This is a genomic window from Galbibacter sp. (genome assembly GCF_048266365.1).
In the GTDB taxonomy this organism is placed as follows: Bacteria; Bacteroidota; Bacteroidia; order Flavobacteriales; family Flavobacteriaceae; genus Galbibacter.
Genome location: NZ_JBLWZP010000002.1, coordinates 37,293 through 59,994, shown reverse-complemented (window position 1 = coordinate 59,994; position 22,702 = coordinate 37,293). Strand labels below are relative to the sequence as shown.

The window sequence follows — 22,702 nt, the reverse complement described above, 5'->3', positions numbered from 1 at the left end:
AGACAAAAATCATTATTTTTTTTAAACGCACAACAAAAAATATTATTTTTTATAGTATTCTAAGGACTTGTAGATCAACTCGTTATCTGCGTTTATATCCCAAACGGGTTTTGCGATGTCTTCCAATAGGGCAAAATTCACCTTACCACTGTTGTTTTTCTTATCAAAACGCATCAGTTCAATGATGCTTTCTAATTCTTGTGGTTCTATATTTTGAGCCTTGTAATAATTTGAAAAGACAGCCTTAATTTCATCTAGTCTTTCTTGTGGTAGACCTGTCAGATGTACTGACAAATAGGCTTCCATAATCATACCTATTGCAATGGCCTCGCCATGAAGAAGTGTTGTTTTATCAGGATGCTCTAAGAAATAGGATTCTATGGCATGTCCTAAGGTATGACCAAAGTTTAAAATTTTACGTAGACCGCCTTCTAATGGATCCTGGCTAATCACCTGGTTTTTGATCTCAACTGAACGGTGGATTAGATCCTGAAGGGCAGAGGGGTCAAGCTGGTCCATCTTGCTGAGTTGATTCCAATAGTTAAGATCACAAATAAGTCCGTGTTTCAACATTTCCGCTAAACCACTTCTGAGTTCATTCCCGGGTAGGCTATTGAGGTATTCAATATCTACTAACACCATTAAAGGTTCTGTAAAAACACCCACCTGATTTTTTAAAGGTCCGAGATCCACTCCGGTTTTCCCACCAACAGAAGCATCTACCATGGACAATAAGCTTGTAGGAATATTTACAAATTCGATCCCCCGCATATATGTTGCAGCGACAAATCCACCTAGATCAGTAACAACACCGCCACCTAGGTTGATCAATAAGGATTTTCGGTCGCCTCCCAACTCAGAAATTGCTTCCCATACTTGGGTGCAGGTCTCAATTTGTTTGTGAGCCTCTCCAGCTGGAATCTCTATAATTTCAAAATGATGTTCCTTTTCCAACTTCGCAAGAAATACGCTTAAGCAATATTGATGTGTATTTTGATCCACCAACAAAAATAATTTGGAATACGCTTTTGAAGCTAACAAATTGTTGAGTTCGACATATGCTTTTTCATTGAAGTGAACATGAGAATTATTGCTTGAAATGGTAGTTAACATAAGAACAGATTTATATTTTATCACGTGTGTAAAAATAACAAGATTTTTATAGATATAACTTTATTTTCTAATCCTATATTTGCAAAAATTTAAAGGGTTTGTTAAATGGAAAACTTTTTTGATAATACAGAAATTGCTTTTAAATTAAAAAGCGATTCTGAGCTCGAAAGAGCTTATTTTTTGTTTAAAATGATTGCTCATCAACCACTGGTAAGAATTGGAACTGCGGTAACCAATTTTGCGATTAAAGCACATCTTCCAGTTGAAGGATTGATTAGAGCTACTGTATTTGATCATTTTTGCGGTGGTGTAAGTGAACTAGACTGCATGAAGACCGTTGACTTAGTATACTCGGCAGGAGTGTGCTCGGTACTGGATTACTCAGTAGAAGGCAATGAGACAGATCAAGAGTTCGACGCGGTGGTAGCCCGAACACTAAAGATCTTAGATCTCGTGAAGGAGAAAACGGCCATTCCGTTTGCTGTTTTTAAACCTACAGCTGTTGGACGTTTTGATTTGTATGTCAAAGTAGGAGAGGGAACAAGCCTTACGAAAGAGGAACAATTGGAGTGGGATCGCGTCTGTTTGCGCTACGAGACCATTTGCAAAAAGGCATATGAACTGGATGTTGCCCTTTTAATAGACGCAGAAGAAAGCTATATGCAGGATGCTGCCGATGAACTTGTCGAAAGTATGATGAAAAAATACAATCGCGAAAAAGCTATTGTTTTTAATACCTTACAACTCTACCGTTGGGATCGTATGGATTACCTAAAAGGTCTTCATCAAAGAGCCAAAGAAGATGGGTTTGTCGTAGGAATGAAACTTGTCCGCGGCGCTTATATGGAGAAAGAGAATGACAGAGCAGAAGAAATGGGCTATCCAACACCAATTTGTGAGTCTAAAAAAGCTACGGATGACAATTACAACATAGCAATTCGCTATATGCTTGATCATTTGGGGGAATTAGAATTGTTTCTTGGTTCTCATAATGAAGAAAGCACAGTAATGGCTTTAAATCTTATGGAAGAGAAAAACCTGGAAATTAACGATTCTAGAATATGGTTTGGACAACTTTATGGAATGAGTGATCACATCAGCTACAATCTTGCGGATCGTGGTTATAATGTCGCAAAATATTTGCCATTCGGACCAGTTAGGGATGTGATGCCATACCTGATTAGAAGAGCTGAGGAGAATACCTCTGTAGCAGGCCAAACTACGAGAGAACTAAGCCTGCTTTCTCAAGAACGTAAGCGCAGAAAATTATAATAACAAGTTCTTAGTGCTGCTCAGTTTTATTCAATTCTTTGACTTCGGCTGAAAATTTACAATTATAAACGACGAGCTCAACGGGCTCGTTGTTTATATATCCATCTATATAATAGGTGTTGCAATGCTCATTAGGAGCAACCTCACTTCTGTCAATTTTACTTTTTGAAAAATTCACATCTCCATAGGTAAGTATAGAGTCGATATTGGCTTTAGCGATACTTTGTTTATCGATAAGGGCTTGTATTGAGGCACTATAACTCAAGGTGTCTTGAGTTCGGATGGTTTTTAGGGTTCTGCAATTCGGTAGGTAACAAAATTCAGCATTTTTTTCTTTAAAAAAATAAAACACGAAAATTAGACCTAAACAAACTCCAAATAGGTAGAAACCAAATCGTTTAAATAAAGACATACGTTTAAAAAATCAATAAATTAATATCGCGGTAAGAAAGATCGAACCATTGTGCAACGGATTTACTAGTTAAGATACCATGATAGAAATAGAGTCCGCTTCTCAGACCTCTATCAAATCGGATGGACTGTTCTAAACCTCCATCTTCTCCAATTTTTAAAAGATATGGTGTGAATATGTTACTCAATGAAACTGATGCAGTTCTGGCGTAACGCGCTGGAATGTTTGGTACGCAATAATGAATAACACCATTTTTTACAAAAGTAGGCTTGTCGTGTGAAGTGACCTCACTGGTTTCAATACAGCCTCCCATGTCAATACTGACATCGATAATAACTGCACCATTTTTCATATTCTCAACCATGGTTTGCGAAACGACGATAGGTGCTCTATCTACGCCTCTGACTGCGCCGATTAAGACATCGCATCGTTTTAAGGCTTTAAGAAGATACTTTGGTTGAAGCGTAGAGGTATAAAGTGCTCTACCTAAATTATTTTGAATGCACCGCAATCGGGTAATAGAATTGTCAAAAACCTTAATATTGGCGCCAAGTCCAATGGCAGATCTTGCTGCAAATTCTCCTACAGTACCCGCACCGATAATTACGACATCTACAGGCGGAACTCCCGTAATGTTTCCGAACATCAGACCATTTCCACTATTGGCATTTGTCATTAACTCAGCGGCGATAAGTACTGAAGCTGTTCCAGCAATTTCACTTAGCGCTCTAACAGCAGGATAATTACCATCGTCATCCTTTATATATTCAAATGCCAAGGCTGTAATTCTCTTTTGAGCCAAGGTTTCAAAATACTTTTTACTTCTAGTTTTAATCTGTAGGGCAGAAATAAGAATGGACTGTGGATTGATTAGCTCCAATTCCGAGAGTGAAGGTGGTTCTACTTTTAGTATGATAGGGCAGGAGAACACCTTTTTTCTGTCGCTGGTAATTTGAGCTCCAGCATCGCTATATTCTCTATCCGAATAATTTGCACTAACCCCGGCATTGGATTCAATAATTACTCTATGACCTTGTGAGACTAGGGCGCTAACGGCATCAGGAATCAAGCAGACTCGATTCTCTTGAAAAGAGACCTCCTTGGGAATCCCAATAAACAACTCACCCTTCTGCTTTAACAGCTCAAGTGTTTCTTCCTGGGGTATTAATTCCTGTTTCGTAAAAGGTGAATTCGGATATGACATCTAGTTCGCTTAATTGCTCAAAGTTAATTTAAACTTTTTAAGTCTAAAAGAAATAATGTGCTTTAGGGTCTTTTTTCTTTTTCTTTATAAGCCTTAAGCTCTTTGTTGATTTTATCCAGATCAATGCCATGGACATATTTGTCAATAAATTTTAAACGAACTATGTATACTACTGGAATTACTATCATCATCACTGGTATGGTGTAGTAAATCTCAAATTCATCAACATACTGTATTTCAGCATTAAGTGAGCTGAAGAGCTGAAAGACGTACATACTAATCGGTATAAGAATAACATGGTACCACCAATGTTTACAGGTAAAAAACCAAATAATTAGCAGCAACAATGGAACAATCTTATTCATTATAGTCCATGCTGCCACGTATAGGGAAGGATAATATTCGGTTCTAAAATCAAAAAACCGTGTATGCCAGACATTGTTATTAGGGAAGCTCTCATAGAGATAAAATAGGTATGGAGAAATCGCAATTAAAATAGCCATCAATGAACCGACGGATAGAATTCTAATTTTCTTATTACCTATATTGTTCACAATATCAGATTTGGATATAACTACAAATTAAACGAATCTGTAGATTATATCCAAATCTGATTGCATGTAAAAACACTGCTGCTTTTACATCTTTATAAATAGATTTTTGTTAATTACCCTCCTGGAGGAACAACGATATCTCCTTTATCGATACTTTGAGAATTGTTGTATAATGCGTCTGTGTCAGCAACGCTATCGTTTGTACAAGAAACGAAGGATACTCCTAACAATGCAACTGCTGCTAGAGCAAAGAAATATTTTTTGATAGTATACATAAGTAATAATTTAAATTGGTTATTAGTACTTCAAACCTACCAAAAAATTAGATGCGGAAAATAAAAACCTTTGCCGTATCTTGTTAAATTTTTCATACACAGCAGATTATGATATTCCGTAAAGTTCTCGAATGTAATTAATTATTGTAGCACCAGCTTTCTTTTTCCGCCCAACTGTTCTTTAATATCGATTAAGGAAACGTTGTCAGGTAATAGATTCTTGATCTTATCTGGCCATTCAATAAGACACCAACAATCACTGTAAAGGTAATTTTCCAGACCAATCTGATGGGCCTCATCACTGTGTTCTATTCTGTAGAAATCAAAATGATACACCGCAATGCCCTTGGCTTCATATTCATTGACCAATGAAAAAGTAGGACTAGTCACCCTGTCGGAGCTTCCCAACTGCTTTACAATTTGCTTTATAAGTGTCGTTTTTCCAACACCCATGTCGCCGTAAAAGCACAACACTTTACTTGTGGCATTTTTGATGATCTCTTTGGAGATATATTCCAAGTCTTCTAGGGTGTAAGTGTACTGATTCATTTGCTGCACTAATTTTTATGCAAAAATACTACTATTTTAAGTAGTTTTTATCTCATCTATGGGTATAAAAAAACACCCCAATGAGGTGTTTTGTTCTACTTTAAAAAAAATTAGCTATTCGCTGATCTTTCTTTTAGTGGTGTCAATTTCACTTTTGATCTGATCCATAAGGTTACTGAGTTCTCGTTCCTGATGGGCTTTGATCTTTTGTTCAATAATAGCTTCCACTTCTTTATAAGTGAGTCTCTTGTCGTGATTTACACTGCTATCTGCAGAGGTGGTATTTTCAGTACCAAACATGGTACCTTTACCGGTCACTACCCATGTAATATTTACAAAGGGATACTTCTCGACAATTCTCTCTAGAATATCACTTCCTACTGAAGCATTATTCTTTTTCATTCGAAGTGTGTAACCATTAGATGCGCCGATAGACATATCAAATTGTCTTGCGCTCATTCCTAAGGATTGGATGATAGAGAAAATTCTATCAATTGCTTTTGCCATTTTTATAATATTGAGGGTTCCCTCAAAAATAGAAAAAAAACTAAATATCAAAGAAGGAATGTTATTTTTTTAGAAAAGATTAACACCTTCATGTATTTTATCGAGTATTATTGCGTTTCACCGTAAGTTTATTGCGAAAAACAGCTTTCTCTAACAATTATAAATTTAAAATGCAACAATATACTACATTTAATTCCTAGGGTTAAGTACAATAAAAGGGATAATAATCTCCTCCAATGAAATACCTCCATGTTGATAAGTGTTTTTGTAATAGCTTACATAATGATTGTAACTATTAGGATATGCAAAAAACATGTCCTCCTTAGCAAATATGAATGAACTACTCATGTTGAGACAGGGTAGGTGAATGTCCTTTGGGTTTCTAACAGCATAGGCTTGCTTTTCATTATAGGTAAGGCTTTTTCCTGTTTTGTATCTCAAATTCAAACTAGTATCTCTATCTCCTATTACTTTAGAAGGGTTCTTCACATTAATGGTGCCGTGATCTGTGGTAATAATGAGCTTAAACCCTGACTGCTGTGCTTGTTGTATAATGTTTAATAGGGGAGAGTTTTTAAACCAACTTTGTGTTAGTGATCGATACGCCTTATCATCCGATGCCAATTCCTTAACGACTTCCATTTCTGTTTTGGAATGGGATAACATGTCTACAAAATTATAGACGATGACCGTTAGATCATTTTCTTTTTTGGATTTAAAGTTTTGCGCAAGTTGTTTTCCAGATCTTAAATTGGATATTTTATGGTATTCCCACTGAATATCCAAGCCGAGCCGTCGGATTTGTTTTTCCAAGAATTCAGCTTCATATAAATTCTTTCCCCCTTCATCGTGTTCATTCTTCCAAAGATCTGGGTGCAGGCGTTCCATTTCTGAGGGCATCATGCCTGAAAATATAGCGTTTCTAGCATATTGTGTTGCCGTTGGCAGTATACTGAAATAAGGAATTTCTTTTTCTTTTTTATAATGGAGGTTGACAATGCCTTCCAAAGATTTCCATTGATCGTATCTCAGGTTGTCGATAACAACTAATAGTGTTGGTGTTTTTTTGTTAATTTCTTTAGAAACTAAATCCTTAAAGATCGTATGAGACATAAGTGGGGCCTGAGAATTTCCATTAAACCAATTTTCATAGTTCTTCTCAATATACTTTCCAAAATGGGAATTTGCTTCGGATTTTTGAGATTCAAGTATATCAGTCATTCCACTGTCCTCTATATTTTCCAACTCAATTTCCCAGAAGATGAGCTTTCTGTATAGTTCTACCCATTGTTCGGGGGAGTTCACCATGGTGAGATCCATTGCGATTTTCCGAAACTCCTGTTGGTAATTGGAAGTTGTTTTTTCTGAGATCAGTCTTGAGTGGTCAAGATTCTTCTTTAAGCTCAATAGAATTTGATTCGGATTTACTGGTTTTATGAGGTAATCCGCAATCTTCGAGCCAATTGCCTGCTCCATTATATCCTCTTCCTCGCTCTTGGTGATCATAACCACCGGTACGGAGGGACGAATACTTTTAATTTCCGAAAGGGCTTCCAACCCAGACAATCCAGGCATATTTTCATCTAAAAAAACAATATCAAAGTTGGTGTTTTCAACAGCCTCCACAGCCTCACTGCCGCTAATACAGGTCTGTACAATATAATTTTTCTTTTCTAAAAAAATAATGTGAGGCTTAAGGAGTTCAATTTCATCATCTACCCAAAGTATCTTTATTTCATCCATATATGCTTATTGATGTATATTTGTATGTAACTTTTCAATTTACTCAGTTTGAATACAGAAAACAAACTTAAAATATTTAACGATCCAATTTACGGATTTATTACCATCCCAAACGAACTTATCTTTGATTTAATAGAACACCCTTATTTCCAACGTTTAAGACGAATCTCTCAGATGGGGCTTTCTTATTTGGTGTATCCTGGTGCACATCACACAAGATTCCACCACGCTTTAGGGTGTATGCATTTGATGAAAAATGCAATTAATGTATTGCGTTTTAAAAATGTAGAATTTTCCAAGCAAGAGGAAGAAGGCTTGTTAATCGCCATATTACTACACGATATAGGCCATGGTCCTTTTTCACATGCCATGGAGCACAGCATTGTAAATGGTATTTCCCATGAGTATATTTCTCTAAAGTTTATGGAGGCCTTAAATAAGGAGTTTGATGGGGCTCTTAGCTTGGCTATTGAGATTTTCAAGGGGGATTACCCACGTAAGTTTATGAATCAGCTGATCTCTGATCAATTGGACATGGACCGATTGGATTATTTAAAAAGGGACAGTTTTTACACTGGCGTATCTGAGGGAAACATTAACTCTCAGCGTATTATTACGATGTTAAATGTCGTAGATGATACCTTGGTGGTAGAGGAGAAAGGGATCTATTCGATTGAAAAATTCCTAGTAGCTAGAAGGTTAATGTATTGGCAGGTGTATTTACATAAAACATCTCTTGCAGCAGAGCAGTTGCTGATCCGCATATTAAAACGTGCCAAGGAACTTCATAAATCTTCTTACAAGCTTCACGCCAACAAGTCCTTATTATATTTCTTAGATCATCAGGTGGGAATTGACCAATTCGACAGCTCTGTGTTGGAAGTATTTTCAAAATTAGATGATATCGATATTATTTCTGCGATGAAAGTATGGAGTGAAGAGGAAGATTTTGTACTTTCTCATCTTTGTAAGATGCTTTTAAATCGAAATTTATTGAAAATTAGAGTTAAGAAAAAATTGGTAAAAAGCAGCCTAAAAGAAACTCAATTACAAAGTTTAATGAACAGGTACAATATAAGCAGAGAGGAGGCGGAGTACTTTGTGTTCACGGGAGTTATAGAGAATCAAGCCTACAATTTAAACAAAGATAACATCCATATTTTAATGAAAACTGGTAAGATCCGAGATGTTACAAAAGCATCCGATCAATTCAATTTAAAAGCGCTCTCTAAACCAGTCACGAAATATTACATGTGTTATCCTAAAAAATAAGGGCACTTTTTTATACTTTTGTCGGGAAATGAAATTTACAGCAAGTCAAATAGCCGGAATACTAGATGGAGAAATTATAGGGAATCCCGACGTGGAAGTTTCCAAACTCTCCAAGATCGAAGAAGGGACAGAGGGGTCGCTGACGTTTTTAGCAAACCCCAAGTATACGTCTTATATTTATTCAACAAAAGCCTCAATCACGATTGTCAACAAAACCTTTGATGCCGAACATAACGTAAGCACCACACTGATACTAGTGGAAGATGCTTATAAATCGTTTTCAAAATTATTGGAATACTACAATCAGGTAAAGCTTAATAAAACTGGAATTGAGCAACCTGTATATATAGCAGAATCTGCTACCTATGGTGACGACCACTATATTGGTGCCTTTGCCTACATCGGAGAAAAGGTTACCATCGGAGACAATGTCAAAATATATCCTAATGTTTATATAGGAGCCAATACTAAGATCGATGACAATGTAACGATTTTCCCTGGAACACAGATTCAGTCTGAGACCATAATAGGGAAAAATTGTATCATTCATAGCGGGTGTGTTATCGGTGCTGATGGATTTGGGTTCTCTCCTGATGAGAATGGACACTACCATAAAGTTCCTCAAACAGGAAATGTAATACTAGGTGATTCAGTCGAAATAGGTGCAGGAACAACAATCGATAGAGCCACCTTGGGTTCAACCCGCATAAATGATGGTGTAAAGCTGGACAATCAAATCCAGATAGCCCATAATGTAGAAATTGGAGAAGATACCGTGATAGCAGCCCAAACGGGAATTGCTGGCTCAACCAAAATAGGAAAGAACTGTATCATAGGAGGACAAGTGGGTATTGTAGGCCATATCACTATAGGAGATCGTGTTAAAATACAAGCACAATCTGGGATTGGCCGTAATGTCAAAGATGATGAAGTACTTCAAGGTTCGCCAGCATTAAGCTATGGCGATTTTAATAAATCATATGTGCATTTTAAGAATTTACCGAAATTGGTAGATAGAATCGATCAACTGGAAAAAAAATAATACAATGAGTAATCAAGCTGCAAAGCAAAGGACCATTGCAAACGAAGTTTCTTTGAAGGGTGTAGGATTACACACGGGTAAAGAGGTAACTATGACATTTAAACCAGCACCAGAGAATTTTGGTTATGCGTTTAAAAGAATAGATTTAGAAGGTCAACCCGTTATTGAAGCAGATGCGAATTACGTGGTCAATACCCAAAGAGGTACCAATCTGGAGAAAAATGGTGTGAAAATTCAAACTTCAGAACACGTGCTCGCTGCATTAGTTGGACTGGAAGTCGATAACGTACTTATCGAATTAAATGCCTCTGAACCTCCGATTATGGATGGTTCTTCAAAATTCTTTATCGAGGCAATTAAAGAAGCTGGTGTTTTAGAACAGAAAGCAGATCGGGAGGAGTTTATCGTCACTGACGTAATTTCTTACTCAGATGAAGAAACCGGTAGTGAAATCACAATTATACCTGCGGACGAATATCAAGTGACTACCATGGTTGATTTTGGCACCAAAGTATTGGGTACTCAGAATGCTACCCTTAAAAGGTTAGCTGATTTCGAATCTGAAATTTCAAATGCCAGAACCTTTAGTTTTTTACACGAAATAGAAACCTTGCTAGAACACGGTCTTATTAAAGGTGGAGACCTTAACAATGCCATTGTTTATGTAGATAAAGAATTGTCTCAAGAAACCATGGAAAAACTTAAGGTCGCTTTCAAAAAGGATTCTATATCCGTGAAGCCTAATGGAATTTTAGACAATTTAACCCTTCACCACCCGAACGAAGCTGCACGACATAAGTTGTTAGATGTCATTGGGGACCTAGCGCTAGTAGGCTGTAGAGTTAGAGGTAAAGTGATTGCAAACAAACCTGGACATTTTGTCAACACTCAATTTGCAAAGAAACTATCAAAAATTATCAAAATAGAACGAAGAAATAAGGTGCCTAAATTTGATTTGAACCAGCCTCCACTAATGGACATCAATCAAATCATGAAGATCCTACCACACCGATTCCCTTTTTTATTGGTCGATCGTATCATTGAATTATCAAGCAATCATGTGGTAGGTATGAAAAATGTTACCATGAATGAACCGTTTTTCCAGGGACATTTCCCAGGGGCACCAATTATGCCAGGTGTCCTTCAAGTTGAAGCTTTGGCACAAACGGGTGGTATATTAGCTTTGAGTACGGTACCGGATCCTGAAAATTACTTAACTTACTTCATGAAGATTGACAATGTGAAGTTTAAACAACAGGTGATTCCAGGGGACACCCTTATATTTAAAATGAATTTAATTTCCCCCATACGAAGAGGCATCTGTCATATGCAAGCCTACGCGTACGCTAATGGTAAATTAGCAACCGAAGCAGAATTGATGGCACAAATAGTTAAAGTTAAAGACGAAACCAAGGAATAATGAATCAACCACTTGCTTATGTGCATCCTGGCGCAAAAATCGCCAAAAATGTAGTTATAGAGCCTTTTACGACCATTCACAACAATGTGATCATCGGAGAAGGTACATGGATTGGAAGTAATGTCACCATTATGGAGGGGGCACGTATTGGTAAAAATTGTAGTATTTTTCCAGGTGCTGTAATTTCTGCCATTCCACAGGATTTAAAATATAATGATGAGGATACCACCGTTGTAATCGGGGATAACACAACCATTCGAGAATGTGTAACCATCAATAGAGGAACCACAGATCGAATGAAAACCGTAATTGGCAAAAATTGCTGGATTATGGCCTATAGTCACATCGCACATGATTGTGTGGTGGGCGATCACTGTGTTTTTTCAAATAACAGTACCTTGGCAGGTCATATTACAGTTGGCGACTATGTTGTACTAGCAGGAATGACTGCTGTCCATCAGTTTTGCTCCATCGGTAATCATGCCTTTGTAACTGGAGGATCCTTAGTAAGAAAGGATGTACCCCCTTACACTAAAGCAGCGAGAGAACCTTTATCTTATGTCGGAATCAATTCAGTAGGACTAAGAAGAAGAGGATACTCTACCGAAAAAATTAGAGAAATTCAGCACATCTATCGAATTCTATATCAGAGGAATTACAACAATTCTCAAGCAGTAGAGATCATAGAGGCTGAAATGGAAGCTACTCCTGAGAGGGATGAAATTCTTCAATTTATCAAGGATTCTCAACGCGGAATCATGAAAGGTTATTTTAGTTCAAATCATTAAACAATATTTATGGCATCCACATCAGATATTAGAAAAGGGTTATGTATTCGTTACAATCATGACATTTATAAAATCACTGAATTTCTTCATGTAAAACCAGGGAAGGGACCGGCTTTTGTTCGTACCAAACTTAAAAGTGTAACTACAGGAAAAGTACTTGAAAATACATTTTCTGCAGGTCACAAGATCGAGGATGTTCGTGTTGAAACTAGAGCTTATCAATATCTGTATCCGGAAGGGGACACTTTCCATTTTATGAATACAGATGATTACAATCAGATTTCTCTGCAAAGAGAAACTTTAGATTCACCTGACTTACTAAAAGAGGGTGAGGTTGTTACTATTTTATTTAACACTGAGGACAACATGCCATTATCTGTTGATTTACCTGCGCATGTGATTTTAGAAGTTACACATACCGAGCCTGGTATTAAAGGAAATACTGCTACCAATGCGACCAAACCTGCAACCGTAGAGACTGGGGCTAGAATAAATGTACCTCTTTTTATCAATGAAGGTGATCGCATTAAAATTGATACAGAAAAAGGCGCATATATGGAGCGCGCTAAGGAATAACACAGTTTAAATACCATAGGTCTCTATGAAATTTCCACAACAACATAGCTTAAAGCAAATTGCAGGCCTTTTGGACTGCTCCTATGTAGGGGAAGATGATTTTCCAATATTGGGGATGAACGAAATTCATGTTGTTACACCGGGTGATATCGTATTTGTAGATCATCCAAAGTATTACGATAAGGCATTAGAGTCGGCTGCCACAGTGGTGCTCATCAATAAACAAGTGGAGTGCCCACAAGGCAAAGCTCTTTTAATTTCAGAGGATCCTTTTCGTGACTTTAACAAGTTAACGGAATATTTTAAGCCTTTTGAAAAGGCGAGTCATCCTATAGCCGCCACCGCCACAATAGGCGAGGGGTCTGTAATTCAACCTGGTGCTTTTATCGGAAATCACGTTCGTATAGGAAAAAACTGTGTCATACATTCCAATGTTGTAATTTATGACCACTGCGAAGTTGGGGACAATGTCACCATTCATGCCGGTACTGTAATTGGAGCAGACGCATTTTATTATAAAAACCGACCAGAAGGTTTTGACAAGTTAAAATCCGGAGGTAAAGTCGTTATTGGGGATGACGTGGACCTTGGAGCACTTTGCACCATCGATAGAGGTGTAAGTGGCACAACACTGATCAAACGAGGAAGTAAAATTGACAATCAAGTTCATATTGGTCACGATTCTGTTATTGGAGAAAAATGTTTGATCGCTTCTCAGGTTGGTATTGCAGGTTGTGTTGTTATTGAAGATCAGGTGACTATTTGGGGTCAAGTTGGAGTTGCCAGTGCCATTCATATTGGTAAAAATGCAGTGTTATTAGCTCAATCTGGAATTAGTAAATCTCTAGAAGGAGGGAAGACATATTTTGGATATCCTGCTGAAGAAGCTAGAAAAAAATACAAGGAACTTGCGTCCATTCGTCAAATACCTTCAATCATTGAAAAACTGAGCTAAAATTAGAGCGTTTAAGCTTAATTTTAAGTGCAGAAGTCAAAAGCAGAATTGGTTTAAAATTATTCATTAATTTTCAATTCTTTATTTCTCTATTCCTATGCAAAAGGCTATTTTTGCATAGCTTTAATTAAATTCAACCCTAATGAGTGTATTAGTAAACAAAGATTCAAAAATAATAGTACAAGGATTTACAGGTAGCGAAGGAACATTTCACGCTGAACAAATGATCGAATACGGAACCCAAGTTGTTGGTGGAGTTACACCAGGAAAAGGGGGACAAGAACATTTAGGAAAACCTGTTTTTAATACTGTAAAGGATGCTGTTGAAAAAACCGCAGCAGATGTTTCTATTATTTTTGTTCCGCCAGCATTTGCTGCCGATGCAATTATGGAAGCTGCCGATGCAGGAATTAAAGTAATTATCACGATCACAGAAGGAATTCCTGTGGCAGATATGATCAAAGCCTCTAACTATATTAAAAATAGAGAGTGTCGCTTAATCGGTCCTAACTGTCCTGGAGTAATTACACCAGGTGAGGCTAAAGTTGGTATTATGCCAGGTTTTGTCTTCAAAAAAGGAAAAGTCGGGATTGTTTCAAAATCTGGAACCTTGACCTATGAGGCTGCTGATCAAGTTGTAAAACAAGGATTGGGAATTACCACTGCCATCGGTATTGGAGGTGATCCAATTATTGGAACCTCTACTAAAGAGGCTGTAGAATTGTTGATGAACGATCCAGAAACTGAATGTATCGTTATGATCGGTGAGATCGGAGGACAATTGGAAGCTGATGCGGCTAGATGGGTTAAAGAAAACGGAAATAAAAAACCAGTTGTTGGTTTTATTGCGGGTGAAACAGCGCCTAAAGGAAGAACTATGGGACACGCTGGTGCGATTGTTGGTGGAGCTGATGATACAGCTGAAGCTAAAAAACGCATCATGCAAGAGTGTGGAATCCACGTGGTAAATTCTCCTGCAGAAATTGGTGTCAAAGTCGCTGAAGTAGTGAACGCATAACACTATAGCATTACATTATTATAATCATATCCATCTTCTCTACAAAAGGAGATGGATTTTTTTTTGTGTGCAATTGTAGAATATATTTCCATTGAATTTTATAAGATGAAAATTCGAATTGCTATATTTGGATAATTAAAAACCAACTGTGTAAGGAGGATTATCAAAACTTACATGGAGTCATTGAAATGCAATATAGATAAAGACATGAAATTATTAGAAGGTAAAACAGCCATTGTAACTGGGGCCAGTAGAGGTATCGGTAGAGGCATCGCTCAAGAATTTGCAAATCAAGGTGCTAATGTCGCCTTTACGTATAGTTCTTCAGAAGGCCCTGCAATGGCGTTAGAAGAAGAATTGACTGCCCTAGGAGTAAAGGCAAAAGCGTATAAAAGTGATGCTGCAAATTTTGCCGCTGCTCAAGAATTAGCTGATCAAATTCTTACAGATTTTGGAAGTATCGATATTTTGGTAAACAATGCTGGAATTACCAAAGATAACTTGTTGATGAGAATGAGTGAACAGGATTTTGACAAGGTCATTGAAGTGAACTTGAAATCCATTTTCAACATGACCAAAGCGGTTCAAAGAACCATGCTAAAACAGCGCAAAGGATCTATTATAAACATGAGCTCTGTGGTGGGCGTTAAAGGAAACGCCGGACAAACCAACTATGCGGCATCAAAAGCTGGTATCATTGGTTTTTCTAAATCAGTAGCCTTAGAACTTGGATCCAGAAACATTAGAAGTAACGTCGTCGCCCCTGGTTTTATCGAAACCGAGATGACCGGAGCTTTGGATGAAAAAGTTGTTCAAGGATGGCGTGATGCCATTCCGCTAAAAAGAGGGGGGACTCCAGCAGATATTGCCAATGCATGTGTATTCCTTGCCTCTGATATGTCTTCTTATATAACTGGACAAGTATTGCAGGTTGATGGTGGAATGCTCACTTAAGAAGTCATTGATTTTAATCCTAAAGAATTGTATTAAAAGCCGGTAGTTAACTATATTAATTCCCGGCTTTTGTAAATCGAGTCTTTTGCCCTTTCAATTTAGAATACCCATGATGGTTGAATTCAGCCTTACTGTTTCCTTATTCATTGCTTTGGTGATTGCCTTAGCAATTACCCTTTTTCAATATGCACAATTTAAAATAAAAGAGGGTGTCTATTTATGGATGGCAGTATTTCGATTTTCAGCCCTTTTCTGCGTGGTACTGCTTTTGCTTAACCCAAAGATTCACAAGAATAAAGTCTATACTGAAAAGCCTAGATTAACCTTGTTGGTGGATAACTCTAGTTCCATTGCTGACTTAGGTTATGATTCCATAGCTTCTGATGTACTAAAACAACTCTCCCAGGACAAATCCCTGTTACAGCGTTTTGATATTGAAACCCTAGTATTTGACGATCAGCTTAAACCACTGGATAGTTTACAGTATAATGGAGTGCAAACCAATATTTTCAAAGCCTTAAAACTCGCCGCTGAACCAAAGACTGTAAATCAAAGGGCTATTGTTCTGCTGAGTGATGGTAATCAGACTATTGGCAAGGACTTTCCATATGCACTCGAAAGAGATACTACTACTGCAGTATATCCCGTGGTCATGGGGGATTCTACTATGGCATTGGATTTAAATATCTCACGATTAAATGTCAATAAATACGTCTATCTAAAAAATAAATTTCCGGTAGAAGTTTTTGTGAATTATCAAGGAGATCAGCCCCTTGAAACCAGTGTAAATATCTACAGAGGTGATCAGCTTTTGGGACGGAAATCTATCAAATTTGATAGTAACTCCTCCGTTGAACTACTCCATTTTGAAATAGATGCTAACAAGGTTGGACTTCAAAGCTTAAGTGCCACTATCCAAGCACATCCAGGGGAGAAAAATACGCTTAATAACTCCAAATTATTTGCTGTGGAAGTCATTGACCAAAAATCAAATATTGCCATTCTTAGCACAGTGGTACATCCTGATTTGGGAGCACTTAAAAAAAGTATTGAATCTAATCCGTATAGAAGTGTTCAAATTTTAGATCCTACTGTGGATCAACTGAACCTAGAGAAATTCGAATTAATTGTACTCTACCAACCCAATACAGACTTTAAAGCTGTAGTACAACAATTGGAACGAGAACAGAGAAACTACTGGCTGATAGGTGGAGCAGACACCCAGTGGGAGTTTTTAAACACCCTTGAGCTCGGCTTTATCAAAAGAACCCAATACCAGCTTGAAGATATTTTGCCACACCAAAACCCTTCTTTTGACGTCTTTGGCGTAGGGGAATTGAGTTTTGATACGATGCCTCCACTTATACAACAAATAGGAGCATTGGATTTTCTAGTAAGCCCAGAGGTATTATTGTATCAAAAGGTAGTTGGAGTAACAACAACAGAACCCTTACTCATGGTTTTTGAAGCGCATAATCACAAAAGAGCCGTTTTAGGGGCAGAGGGCATCTGGCGTTGGCGTGCCTCAATCTATATAGACACAGATAGTTATGCGCAGTTTGATAGTTATATCGGGGCTTTAGTTCAATACCTATCCAATACCAAGGCAAGAAAACGACTAGAAGTCTATCATGAGCCTTTCTATTATGAAAACGTCAAGAGTATTCTTAGAGCAGACTATTATGATAAAAATTATCGTCTACAGCCAAATAGCAAATTAAGTATTGTATTAAAGGATATAAATTCACATCAGAGTATAGAGTTGCCTCTGATCAACAAAGGAGGATCCCATGAAACCGATTTAGGTGGTTTGGCACCATCGATCTACGAGTATACAGTCAGCGTTGCGGATCAAGGGTTGAGCGAGACTGGAAGGGTTCAAATACTTCCATTTGAAGTTGAAAAACAGTTCATCAATCCAAATATCAAAAAGCTTAGGCAATTAGCGCAAAAGAACCATGGCAGCCTTTATTTTTCTGATCAGATCCAGAAATTAAAAACCGACTTATCTTCCTCCAAATCCTATTTACCCGTACAAAAAATCACACAAAATATTGTACCTTTGATCCATTGGAAATGGCTGTTAGCCTTAGCTATTTTCTTTTTAACTGGGGAATGGTTTCTTCGTAAATATAACGGGCTTATCTAATAAATATCAAGTACATTTTTATGGAAAAATTACCTAAATTCGGAATACCTATCGTAGTCATAGGGATTGCTGTTATCATTTTTATAGCAAAATCTACAGTAACCATTGCCTCTGGAGAAGCTGGAGTCTTATTCAAAACCTTAAGCGGGGGAGTAGTGACTGACGAACCACCTTTATCAGAAGGATTTCACTTGGTTGCACCATGGAATAAAATATTCATCTATGAGGTGCGTCAACAAGAGATGTCTGAAAAAATGCAAGTCTTATCTTCCAATGGATTGGAAATACGCTTGGACGCTTCAATCTGGTTCCAGCCAGAGCGTGAAAATCTCGGTTTTTTACACCAGGAAAAGGGGACGAATTATATCAGTAGAGTATTGCAGCCTGCAGTACGATCTGCAACCAGAAGTGTTGTTGGCAGATACACTCCTGAACAGTTGTATTCCTCTAAAAGAGATGTAATTCAAGAAGAGATCTTTGATGAGACCAAAGAAATTTTGGCTAACCAATTTGTCCAACTCAATGAAGTTCTTGTCAGAGACATCACTTTACCTCCGACTATTAAGGATGCCATAGAGCGAAAATTGAGACAAGAACAAGAATCCTTGGAATACAAGTTTAGAATTGAGAAAGCTGAAAAAGAAGCCGAGCGTCAAAGAATTGAGGCCAAAGGTAAGGCTGATGCTAACCAGATTCTAAGTGCTTCACTCACGGACAAAATATTACAAGACAAAGGTATTGAGGCCACTTTAAAATTATCCGAATCTCCGAACTCCAAAGTAATCGTCATTGGAAGTGGTGACGGAGGATTGCCTGTGATTTTAGGTAACCAATAATTCGAACTATTTGTCTAATCCTTTTTGGGTTTAGTGTTTTGGGAAAGCAGCTTTTCAGCCTTTTGTTTCCATTGATCACGTTTAATCCTTCCAGGAAAAAACTCAATTAACTCCGTGATGGTGATAATATCGCTATCACGGAGCTTACTTAGTTGTTCATAGGAATATATCCCAATACTGTTCAACTTCTTCTCAATAAAAGGGCCTATCCCTTCAATACGTTTTAAATCATCTTTTGATTGTTGATCTCCAAGTCCCAAATGCTTAAAATCAACTAGGGTGGAAGCAGAGACTTCTTCTATTTTTTCAGCCGCTTCATTTGTACTCTCACCCAAGGAAATACCACTTCTGCCACGGGTTTGAATCGCTTTAATGGTATTGTCTTCCTTAAATGAAATCGGGCTGTTGTTTAGATGACTAGATAATCGAAGCTTTTCGAGTTGGCAGCGATCGAGATCGGCTTTGTATTTGTTATTTTTCATGCTACGTCCTAAGGTAATGCCTAGGATAAAGCCCAACACAGTAAGTACAAAGATCAATAATAGGAGATCATTTTGATTTGAGGGTAAAATAGATTCTATCATTACAATGAATAAAAATTGGATTCAGGGGTTAATAGGTAAATTGTTTAGTTCTTACGAAGTTATAAAATTAAAAAACGAGTATCAATCTTTCTGAATTAAAAAATTAGAAAGTCTGCTCCTCCAGTGATCTATTTGTAGGCTTAATTTCTAAATAGCATGTCATTTTCACAGGGAACAGCATGAAATAAAAAAATCCCGATGCTTACAAAGTTGAAAAACATCGGGACTACTATTTCAAAGCCGTTAGGCAAGTAATGGTGTCAAACTATCAATTACTTTTAGTTTCCACTCTTTAAGTCGTCTTTCATATCGAGGTAAAAAGCGTTAAAATCTGGGTGTAATTGAACCCTTACAACGCTGCTAAACCCTGTATTTAAAATAGATCTTAGACGGTTAGGTGCTACCTTGAAATCATTTTCAAGAGCAGCAGTAACACCAGATATTCTTGGTCCATTAACTTCTGGCTCAAGTCCTGCATCGCCGACAACAGAGACCGCCAAGTTGTTGTATTTATTAGCGATAACAGCAATCTTGCTCAAAAAGTCTTTAGAAGGATCTAATAACTTGGTGTTTTTGTCTTTGTCACCGTACAAAAAGCTTTGTTCCAATTGAATGGTAATCGCTCCTTTGTCAACTCCAATTTGTGCGCTTTCTCCTAAGGTACGTTTAAGGTCAGTGATGACAAGGATTGCAATAGAATCCTGTGCACTGAACACATCTCGAATTCCTTTGATTTGCGCTTCACGTTGTTGCAAAGCTTCCAAGGTTTTACCTATGGTACTTGATTGTTGGTTCGAGGCTTCTAAGAATTTATTCATATTAGCCATTAAACCATCATTTGTCGTTTGAAGTTGTTCAAGTTGAGTCTCAAGGCTAGTCACTTTTCTTTGTGCCTGACCTAGATCTGCCTGCGTCTGCTCTAATACCTTTAGTTTATTATTCAAAGCACTGACCTGCTCTTTTAACTCCTTTTTGCTTTGAGCAAATGTTGTAGACACTGAAAATGCGAATACTAAAAGTAGGGATGTGGTTAAAGTTCTCATTTTAATAAATTCAATTCGTTTGTTTTAATTTAAAGGCACAAGATATTATTTTTTAAGTATATCGCATTCAAGATTTCAAAAGATTAGGTTAATTTTTTAATTTCGAATGCATTTCTTAACAAAGTCACCAGAAAGCCGGCTTATTATTATGATCTAAGGAGTAGAGAGTCACCGAATCCTAGGCAAGTAAGGGCCTAATCGTTGTCGGTACTTCCGTTGGAAATATAAAAAGTAGTTATAAAGCTTGTAATTTACTTGGTAACCGTAATCGATATTGGAATTGTAGTTGATTTGCATTTCATAAAGGTTGGGATCATAACGTAGTGGATTTTGCACCCGTTGATTCCAATTCATGACATAAATTCGATTTCGAGCCTCCATATGCTCTTGACTGTAGTAACCCTCCGGCATAGCTATGCTGTGTAGCCAGCTGTAATACCCAGGATCAATGATTATGATTTCGTACGCTGTTTTTTCATCTGTTATACTCACAGTATCACCTTTGGCATTTTGGCCGGAAAAAGCAGTTTCTTCTGCAGTTGAAATATGCAGTTCTTCTGTTGTAAAATCAGAATTTTCTTGGATGGTACTCATAGGAGTAGAGCAGGCCCAACCGAAAAGTAAAAGGATCCATATTCCTATAAAATACCGCATCGTTTTTGATTTTAGCTACTAAGTATTAAGAATGTTATCCCTTAAATTACAAAAAGTTGGATTATAATAACCCAACTTTTTGCTAAAACATAATATTTTTAAAGGGTAGCTTATTTAAATAAGCCACCAAGGAGTCCTCCAAGTCCTCCTTTTTTCTTATTCGATCCTAGAACCATGTCTGCAACATCGTCTAATACGCTTCCATCGCCATCAGAATCAATTAAAGACGTAATTAAACTTTGATTCTCCTGTGGTTGACCTCCTAACATGCTGCCAAGTAAGCTATTGAGTCCGCCTTGATCACTAATGTTGTTCTGTTTTGTTTCCTTTCCTAAATATCCTAATATAAGCGGAGCTGCAATTTTTAAAATTTGACTGACAGTACCTGCATCCACCCCAGATTTACTACTAAGTGCATTTTCAACTGTACTTTGTTTTCCACCCAAAAGATGACCTAGTATACCAGCGCCATCATTTATAGCACTTTGATCTACACCACCTCCAAAAAAACCTCCGAGATTGTCTAATATACTTCCATTGTGTTTACTATTAATAGCTCCAAGAAGGCCTTGTGCTCCTTGTGGAGTTGCGACGTTTTTTTTCATTGCACCTGCTAATAGTGGTAGAGCCATTCCTAAGACATTGGCTGTGTTACTTTCTGATGTTCCTGTTTGATTACTTATACCTCCGACAATTTGACGGCCTAAGTCACTACTCAATAATGATGCTAATCCTGACATGATTTTCTTGATTAATTAAAATTACTTCTTACAAGGTACAAAAAAAGTCCCTCGGTTAGGAAGGACTTTAAAAAAAGTGAATTTTTTATATTACTTTAATAAAGCTTCAATTTGATCAGCCAATTCAACTCCGATTCGATCTTGTGCCTCTCCGGTTGCTGCTCCAATGTGAGGAGTAAGTGAAACCTTAGAGTGCATTAAGACTTTAACCGCTGGAGTAGGTTCGTTTTCAAATACATCAATACCTGCAAAAGCAACTTTTCCGCTATCAAGAGCGTCTACCAAAGCTACTTCATCAATAACACCACCACGAGCTGCGTTGACAACACCAACTCCGGTTTTCATAAGTTCAAATTCCTTTTTGCCCAAAACATAATCTTTTTGAGCTGGAACGTGAAGTGTAATAAAGTCAGCTTGTTTAAGCACCTCTTCTTTAGAAATAGTCTCAATGTTGAAATCTACAGTTTGACCGTCAAAGAAAGAAAGTTGAAGTGCTACATTCTCTATAAACGGATCGTAAGCAACAACCTTCATTCCAACTGCAAGTCCAAGCTTTGCAGTTTCCTGACCGATTCTACCTATTCCGATGACACCTAATGTTTTTCCTCTTAACTCAATTCCTCCGGCATAAGCCTTCTTAAGTTTGGCAAAATTAGTTTCACCTTCTAAAGGCATGTTTCTGTTGGCATCATATAGATAACGAACACCACCATAAAGGTGAGCGAAAACCAATTCAGCAACTGATGCAGATGAAGAAGCGGGAGTATTGATTACATGTAAACCTTTTTCTTTTGCATAGGCAACATCAATATTGTCCATTCCAACACCACCACGTCCGATAAGTTTAAGTGAAGGACAGGCATCAATAAGATCTTTACGGACTTGCGTTGCACTTCTAACTAGTAGTCCGACGACTTGGTTTTCATTGATGTAGTTTTCTAATTGTTCCTGAGCAACTTTAGTGGTAATGACTTCAAATCCCTTACTTTCCAGTGCATCTACTCCGCTTTGAGATATACCGTCATTTGCTAATATTTTCATT

At 37.5% G+C, this 22,702-nt stretch carries 24 protein-coding genes; 11 read left to right on the top strand and 13 right to left on the bottom strand.

What is annotated here, in order from left to right:
- Positions 1-42: 42 nt before the first annotated feature.
- On the bottom strand, positions 43-1,113 hold the full coding sequence (gene aroB, locus ACN0TV_RS03225; RefSeq protein WP_417360061.1) for a 3-dehydroquinate synthase: 1,071 nt from the start codon (positions 1,111-1,113) through the stop codon (positions 43-45).
- A gap of 105 nt (positions 1,114-1,218) precedes the next feature.
- Between aroB and ACN0TV_RS03220 the strand changes: the two genes are divergently transcribed.
- Positions 1,219-2,385, top strand: a complete 1,167-nt coding sequence (locus ACN0TV_RS03220; RefSeq protein ID WP_417360059.1) for a proline dehydrogenase family protein — start codon at positions 1,219-1,221, stop codon at positions 2,383-2,385.
- A gap of 10 nt (positions 2,386-2,395) precedes the next feature.
- Here ACN0TV_RS03220 and ACN0TV_RS03215 read toward each other — a convergent pair whose 3' ends face one another.
- The 7 genes from ACN0TV_RS03215 to ACN0TV_RS03185 form a co-directional block, all read right to left on the bottom strand.
- Positions 2,396-2,797, bottom strand: coding sequence for a DUF4258 domain-containing protein (locus ACN0TV_RS03215; RefSeq protein ID WP_417360057.1), 402 nt, complete (start codon positions 2,795-2,797; stop codon positions 2,396-2,398).
- A gap of 4 nt (positions 2,798-2,801) precedes the next feature.
- Positions 2,802-4,001, bottom strand: a complete 1,200-nt coding sequence (locus tag ACN0TV_RS03210; protein WP_417360055.1) for an alanine dehydrogenase — start codon at positions 3,999-4,001, stop codon at positions 2,802-2,804.
- 62 nt (positions 4,002-4,063) lie between these two features.
- Positions 4,064-4,555: a hypothetical protein gene (locus ACN0TV_RS03205; protein WP_417360053.1), complete on the bottom strand. Its 492-nt coding sequence runs from the start codon at positions 4,553-4,555 to the stop codon at positions 4,064-4,066.
- A 113-nt stretch (positions 4,556-4,668) separates the two neighbouring features.
- On the bottom strand, positions 4,669-4,830 hold the full coding sequence (locus tag ACN0TV_RS03200; RefSeq protein ID WP_417360052.1) for a hypothetical protein: 162 nt from the start codon (positions 4,828-4,830) through the stop codon (positions 4,669-4,671).
- Positions 4,831-4,971: 141 nt separating this feature from the next.
- Positions 4,972-5,379 (bottom strand): tRNA (adenosine(37)-N6)-threonylcarbamoyltransferase complex ATPase subunit type 1 TsaE, encoded by a 408-nt coding sequence (gene tsaE, locus ACN0TV_RS03195; RefSeq protein WP_417360050.1) that lies wholly within the window; start codon positions 5,377-5,379, stop codon positions 4,972-4,974.
- 114 nt (positions 5,380-5,493) lie between these two features.
- The gene (locus tag ACN0TV_RS03190) at positions 5,494-5,886 is read right to left on the bottom strand and encodes a hypothetical protein (protein WP_417360048.1); all 393 of its coding nucleotides are present in this window, start codon (positions 5,884-5,886) and stop codon (positions 5,494-5,496) included.
- Positions 5,887-6,075: 189 nt separating this feature from the next.
- On the bottom strand, positions 6,076-7,629 hold the full coding sequence (locus ACN0TV_RS03185; RefSeq protein ID WP_417360047.1) for a PglZ domain-containing protein: 1,554 nt from the start codon (positions 7,627-7,629) through the stop codon (positions 6,076-6,078).
- Positions 7,630-7,677: 48 nt separating this feature from the next.
- On the opposite strand from ACN0TV_RS03185, the gene ACN0TV_RS03180 reads away from it, so the two are divergent.
- From ACN0TV_RS03180 to ACN0TV_RS03135, 10 genes are all read left to right on the top strand, one after another.
- Positions 7,678-8,901, top strand: a complete 1,224-nt coding sequence (locus ACN0TV_RS03180) for an HD domain-containing protein (protein WP_417360045.1) — start codon at positions 7,678-7,680, stop codon at positions 8,899-8,901.
- Between the two features lie 28 nt (positions 8,902-8,929).
- Complete coding sequence (gene lpxD / locus ACN0TV_RS03175; protein WP_417360044.1) at positions 8,930-9,943, top strand: UDP-3-O-(3-hydroxymyristoyl)glucosamine N-acyltransferase; 1,014 nt, start codon at positions 8,930-8,932, stop codon at positions 9,941-9,943.
- A gap of 4 nt (positions 9,944-9,947) precedes the next feature.
- Positions 9,948-11,363 carry a bifunctional UDP-3-O-[3-hydroxymyristoyl] N-acetylglucosamine deacetylase/3-hydroxyacyl-ACP dehydratase gene (locus tag ACN0TV_RS03170; RefSeq protein ID WP_417360041.1) on the top strand — a complete coding sequence of 472 codons (1,416 nt, stop codon included), beginning with the start codon at positions 9,948-9,950 and terminating at the stop codon, positions 11,361-11,363.
- On the top strand, positions 11,363-12,151 hold the full coding sequence (gene lpxA / locus ACN0TV_RS03165) for an acyl-ACP--UDP-N-acetylglucosamine O-acyltransferase (RefSeq protein WP_417360039.1): 789 nt from the start codon (positions 11,363-11,365) through the stop codon (positions 12,149-12,151). Before ACN0TV_RS03170 ends, lpxA begins: the two co-directional genes overlap by 1 nt.
- A 9-nt stretch (positions 12,152-12,160) precedes the next feature.
- Complete coding sequence (gene efp, locus ACN0TV_RS03160; protein ID WP_417360037.1) at positions 12,161-12,727, top strand: elongation factor P; 567 nt, start codon at positions 12,161-12,163, stop codon at positions 12,725-12,727.
- 25 nt (positions 12,728-12,752) lie between these two features.
- Positions 12,753-13,682: a UDP-3-O-(3-hydroxymyristoyl)glucosamine N-acyltransferase gene (locus ACN0TV_RS03155; RefSeq protein ID WP_417360035.1), complete on the top strand. Its 930-nt coding sequence runs from the start codon at positions 12,753-12,755 to the stop codon at positions 13,680-13,682.
- Positions 13,683-13,824: 142 nt separating this feature from the next.
- Positions 13,825-14,700 carry a succinate--CoA ligase subunit alpha gene (sucD, locus tag ACN0TV_RS03150; RefSeq protein ID WP_417360033.1) on the top strand — a complete coding sequence of 292 codons (876 nt, stop codon included), beginning with the start codon at positions 13,825-13,827 and terminating at the stop codon, positions 14,698-14,700.
- Positions 14,701-14,907: 207 nt separating this feature from the next.
- Positions 14,908-15,654 (top strand): 3-oxoacyl-[acyl-carrier-protein] reductase, encoded by a 747-nt coding sequence (gene fabG / locus ACN0TV_RS03145; protein WP_417360031.1) that lies wholly within the window; start codon positions 14,908-14,910, stop codon positions 15,652-15,654.
- A 109-nt stretch (positions 15,655-15,763) separates the two neighbouring features.
- Positions 15,764-17,803: a VWA domain-containing protein gene (locus ACN0TV_RS03140; RefSeq protein ID WP_417360029.1), complete on the top strand. Its 2,040-nt coding sequence runs from the start codon at positions 15,764-15,766 to the stop codon at positions 17,801-17,803.
- 20 nt (positions 17,804-17,823) lie between these two features.
- Positions 17,824-18,639: a prohibitin family protein gene (locus tag ACN0TV_RS03135; protein ID WP_417360027.1), complete on the top strand. Its 816-nt coding sequence runs from the start codon at positions 17,824-17,826 to the stop codon at positions 18,637-18,639.
- A gap of 14 nt (positions 18,640-18,653) precedes the next feature.
- On the opposite strand, the gene ACN0TV_RS03130 is transcribed toward ACN0TV_RS03135, so the two are convergent.
- The 5 genes from ACN0TV_RS03130 to ACN0TV_RS03110 form a co-directional block, all read right to left on the bottom strand.
- Entirely contained in the window at positions 18,654-19,223 is a 570-nt protein-coding gene (locus tag ACN0TV_RS03130; protein WP_417360025.1) for a hypothetical protein, read from the bottom strand.
- A 278-nt stretch (positions 19,224-19,501) separates the two neighbouring features.
- Positions 19,502-20,266, bottom strand: coding sequence for a hypothetical protein (locus tag ACN0TV_RS03125; RefSeq protein ID WP_417360023.1), 765 nt, complete (start codon positions 20,264-20,266; stop codon positions 19,502-19,504).
- A gap of 168 nt (positions 20,267-20,434) precedes the next feature.
- Positions 20,435-20,920: a DUF6146 family protein gene (locus ACN0TV_RS03120; RefSeq protein ID WP_417360021.1), complete on the bottom strand. Its 486-nt coding sequence runs from the start codon at positions 20,918-20,920 to the stop codon at positions 20,435-20,437.
- A gap of 110 nt (positions 20,921-21,030) precedes the next feature.
- Positions 21,031-21,660 (bottom strand): DUF937 domain-containing protein, encoded by a 630-nt coding sequence (locus tag ACN0TV_RS03115; RefSeq protein WP_417360019.1) that lies wholly within the window; start codon positions 21,658-21,660, stop codon positions 21,031-21,033.
- 90 nt (positions 21,661-21,750) lie between these two features.
- Positions 21,751-22,701, bottom strand: coding sequence for a D-2-hydroxyacid dehydrogenase (locus tag ACN0TV_RS03110; protein ID WP_417360017.1), 951 nt, complete (start codon positions 22,699-22,701; stop codon positions 21,751-21,753).
- Position 22,702 lies beyond the last annotated feature (1 nt).

Bases quoted from the DNA above. Each gene is read 5' to 3' on its own strand.
- aroB (WP_417360061.1), bottom strand. From the start codon at position 1,113: ATGTTAACTACCATTTCAAGCAATAATTCTCATGTTCACTTCAATGAA.
- ACN0TV_RS03220 (WP_417360059.1), top strand. From the start codon at position 1,219: ATGGAAAACTTTTTTGATAATACAGAAATTGCTTTTAAATTAAAAAGC.
- ACN0TV_RS03215 (WP_417360057.1), bottom strand. From the start codon at position 2,797: ATGTCTTTATTTAAACGATTTGGTTTCTACCTATTTGGAGTTTGTTTA.
- ACN0TV_RS03210 (WP_417360055.1), bottom strand. From the start codon at position 4,001: ATGTCATATCCGAATTCACCTTTTACGAAACAGGAATTAATACCCCAG.
- ACN0TV_RS03200 (WP_417360052.1), bottom strand. From the start codon at position 4,830: ATGTATACTATCAAAAAATATTTCTTTGCTCTAGCAGCAGTTGCATTG.
- tsaE (WP_417360050.1), bottom strand. From the start codon at position 5,379: ATGAATCAGTACACTTACACCCTAGAAGACTTGGAATATATCTCCAAA.
- ACN0TV_RS03190 (WP_417360048.1), bottom strand. From the start codon at position 5,886: ATGGCAAAAGCAATTGATAGAATTTTCTCTATCATCCAATCCTTAGGA.
- ACN0TV_RS03185 (WP_417360047.1), bottom strand. From the start codon at position 7,629: ATGGATGAAATAAAGATACTTTGGGTAGATGATGAAATTGAACTCCTT.
- lpxD (WP_417360044.1), top strand. From the start codon at position 8,930: ATGAAATTTACAGCAAGTCAAATAGCCGGAATACTAGATGGAGAAATT.
- ACN0TV_RS03170 (WP_417360041.1), top strand. From the start codon at position 9,948: ATGAGTAATCAAGCTGCAAAGCAAAGGACCATTGCAAACGAAGTTTCT.
- lpxA (WP_417360039.1), top strand. From the start codon at position 11,363: ATGAATCAACCACTTGCTTATGTGCATCCTGGCGCAAAAATCGCCAAA.
- efp (WP_417360037.1), top strand. From the start codon at position 12,161: ATGGCATCCACATCAGATATTAGAAAAGGGTTATGTATTCGTTACAAT.
- ACN0TV_RS03155 (WP_417360035.1), top strand. From the start codon at position 12,753: ATGAAATTTCCACAACAACATAGCTTAAAGCAAATTGCAGGCCTTTTG.
- sucD (WP_417360033.1), top strand. From the start codon at position 13,825: ATGAGTGTATTAGTAAACAAAGATTCAAAAATAATAGTACAAGGATTT.
- fabG (WP_417360031.1), top strand. From the start codon at position 14,908: ATGAAATTATTAGAAGGTAAAACAGCCATTGTAACTGGGGCCAGTAGA.
- ACN0TV_RS03140 (WP_417360029.1), top strand. From the start codon at position 15,764: ATGATGGTTGAATTCAGCCTTACTGTTTCCTTATTCATTGCTTTGGTG.
- ACN0TV_RS03135 (WP_417360027.1), top strand. From the start codon at position 17,824: ATGGAAAAATTACCTAAATTCGGAATACCTATCGTAGTCATAGGGATT.
- ACN0TV_RS03130 (WP_417360025.1), bottom strand. From the start codon at position 19,223: ATGATAGAATCTATTTTACCCTCAAATCAAAATGATCTCCTATTATTG.
- ACN0TV_RS03125 (WP_417360023.1), bottom strand. From the start codon at position 20,266: ATGAGAACTTTAACCACATCCCTACTTTTAGTATTCGCATTTTCAGTG.
- ACN0TV_RS03120 (WP_417360021.1), bottom strand. From the start codon at position 20,920: ATGCGGTATTTTATAGGAATATGGATCCTTTTACTTTTCGGTTGGGCC.
- ACN0TV_RS03115 (WP_417360019.1), bottom strand. From the start codon at position 21,660: ATGTCAGGATTAGCATCATTATTGAGTAGTGACTTAGGCCGTCAAATT.
- ACN0TV_RS03110 (WP_417360017.1), bottom strand. From the start codon at position 22,701: ATGAAAATATTAGCAAATGACGGTATATCTCAAAGCGGAGTAGATGCA.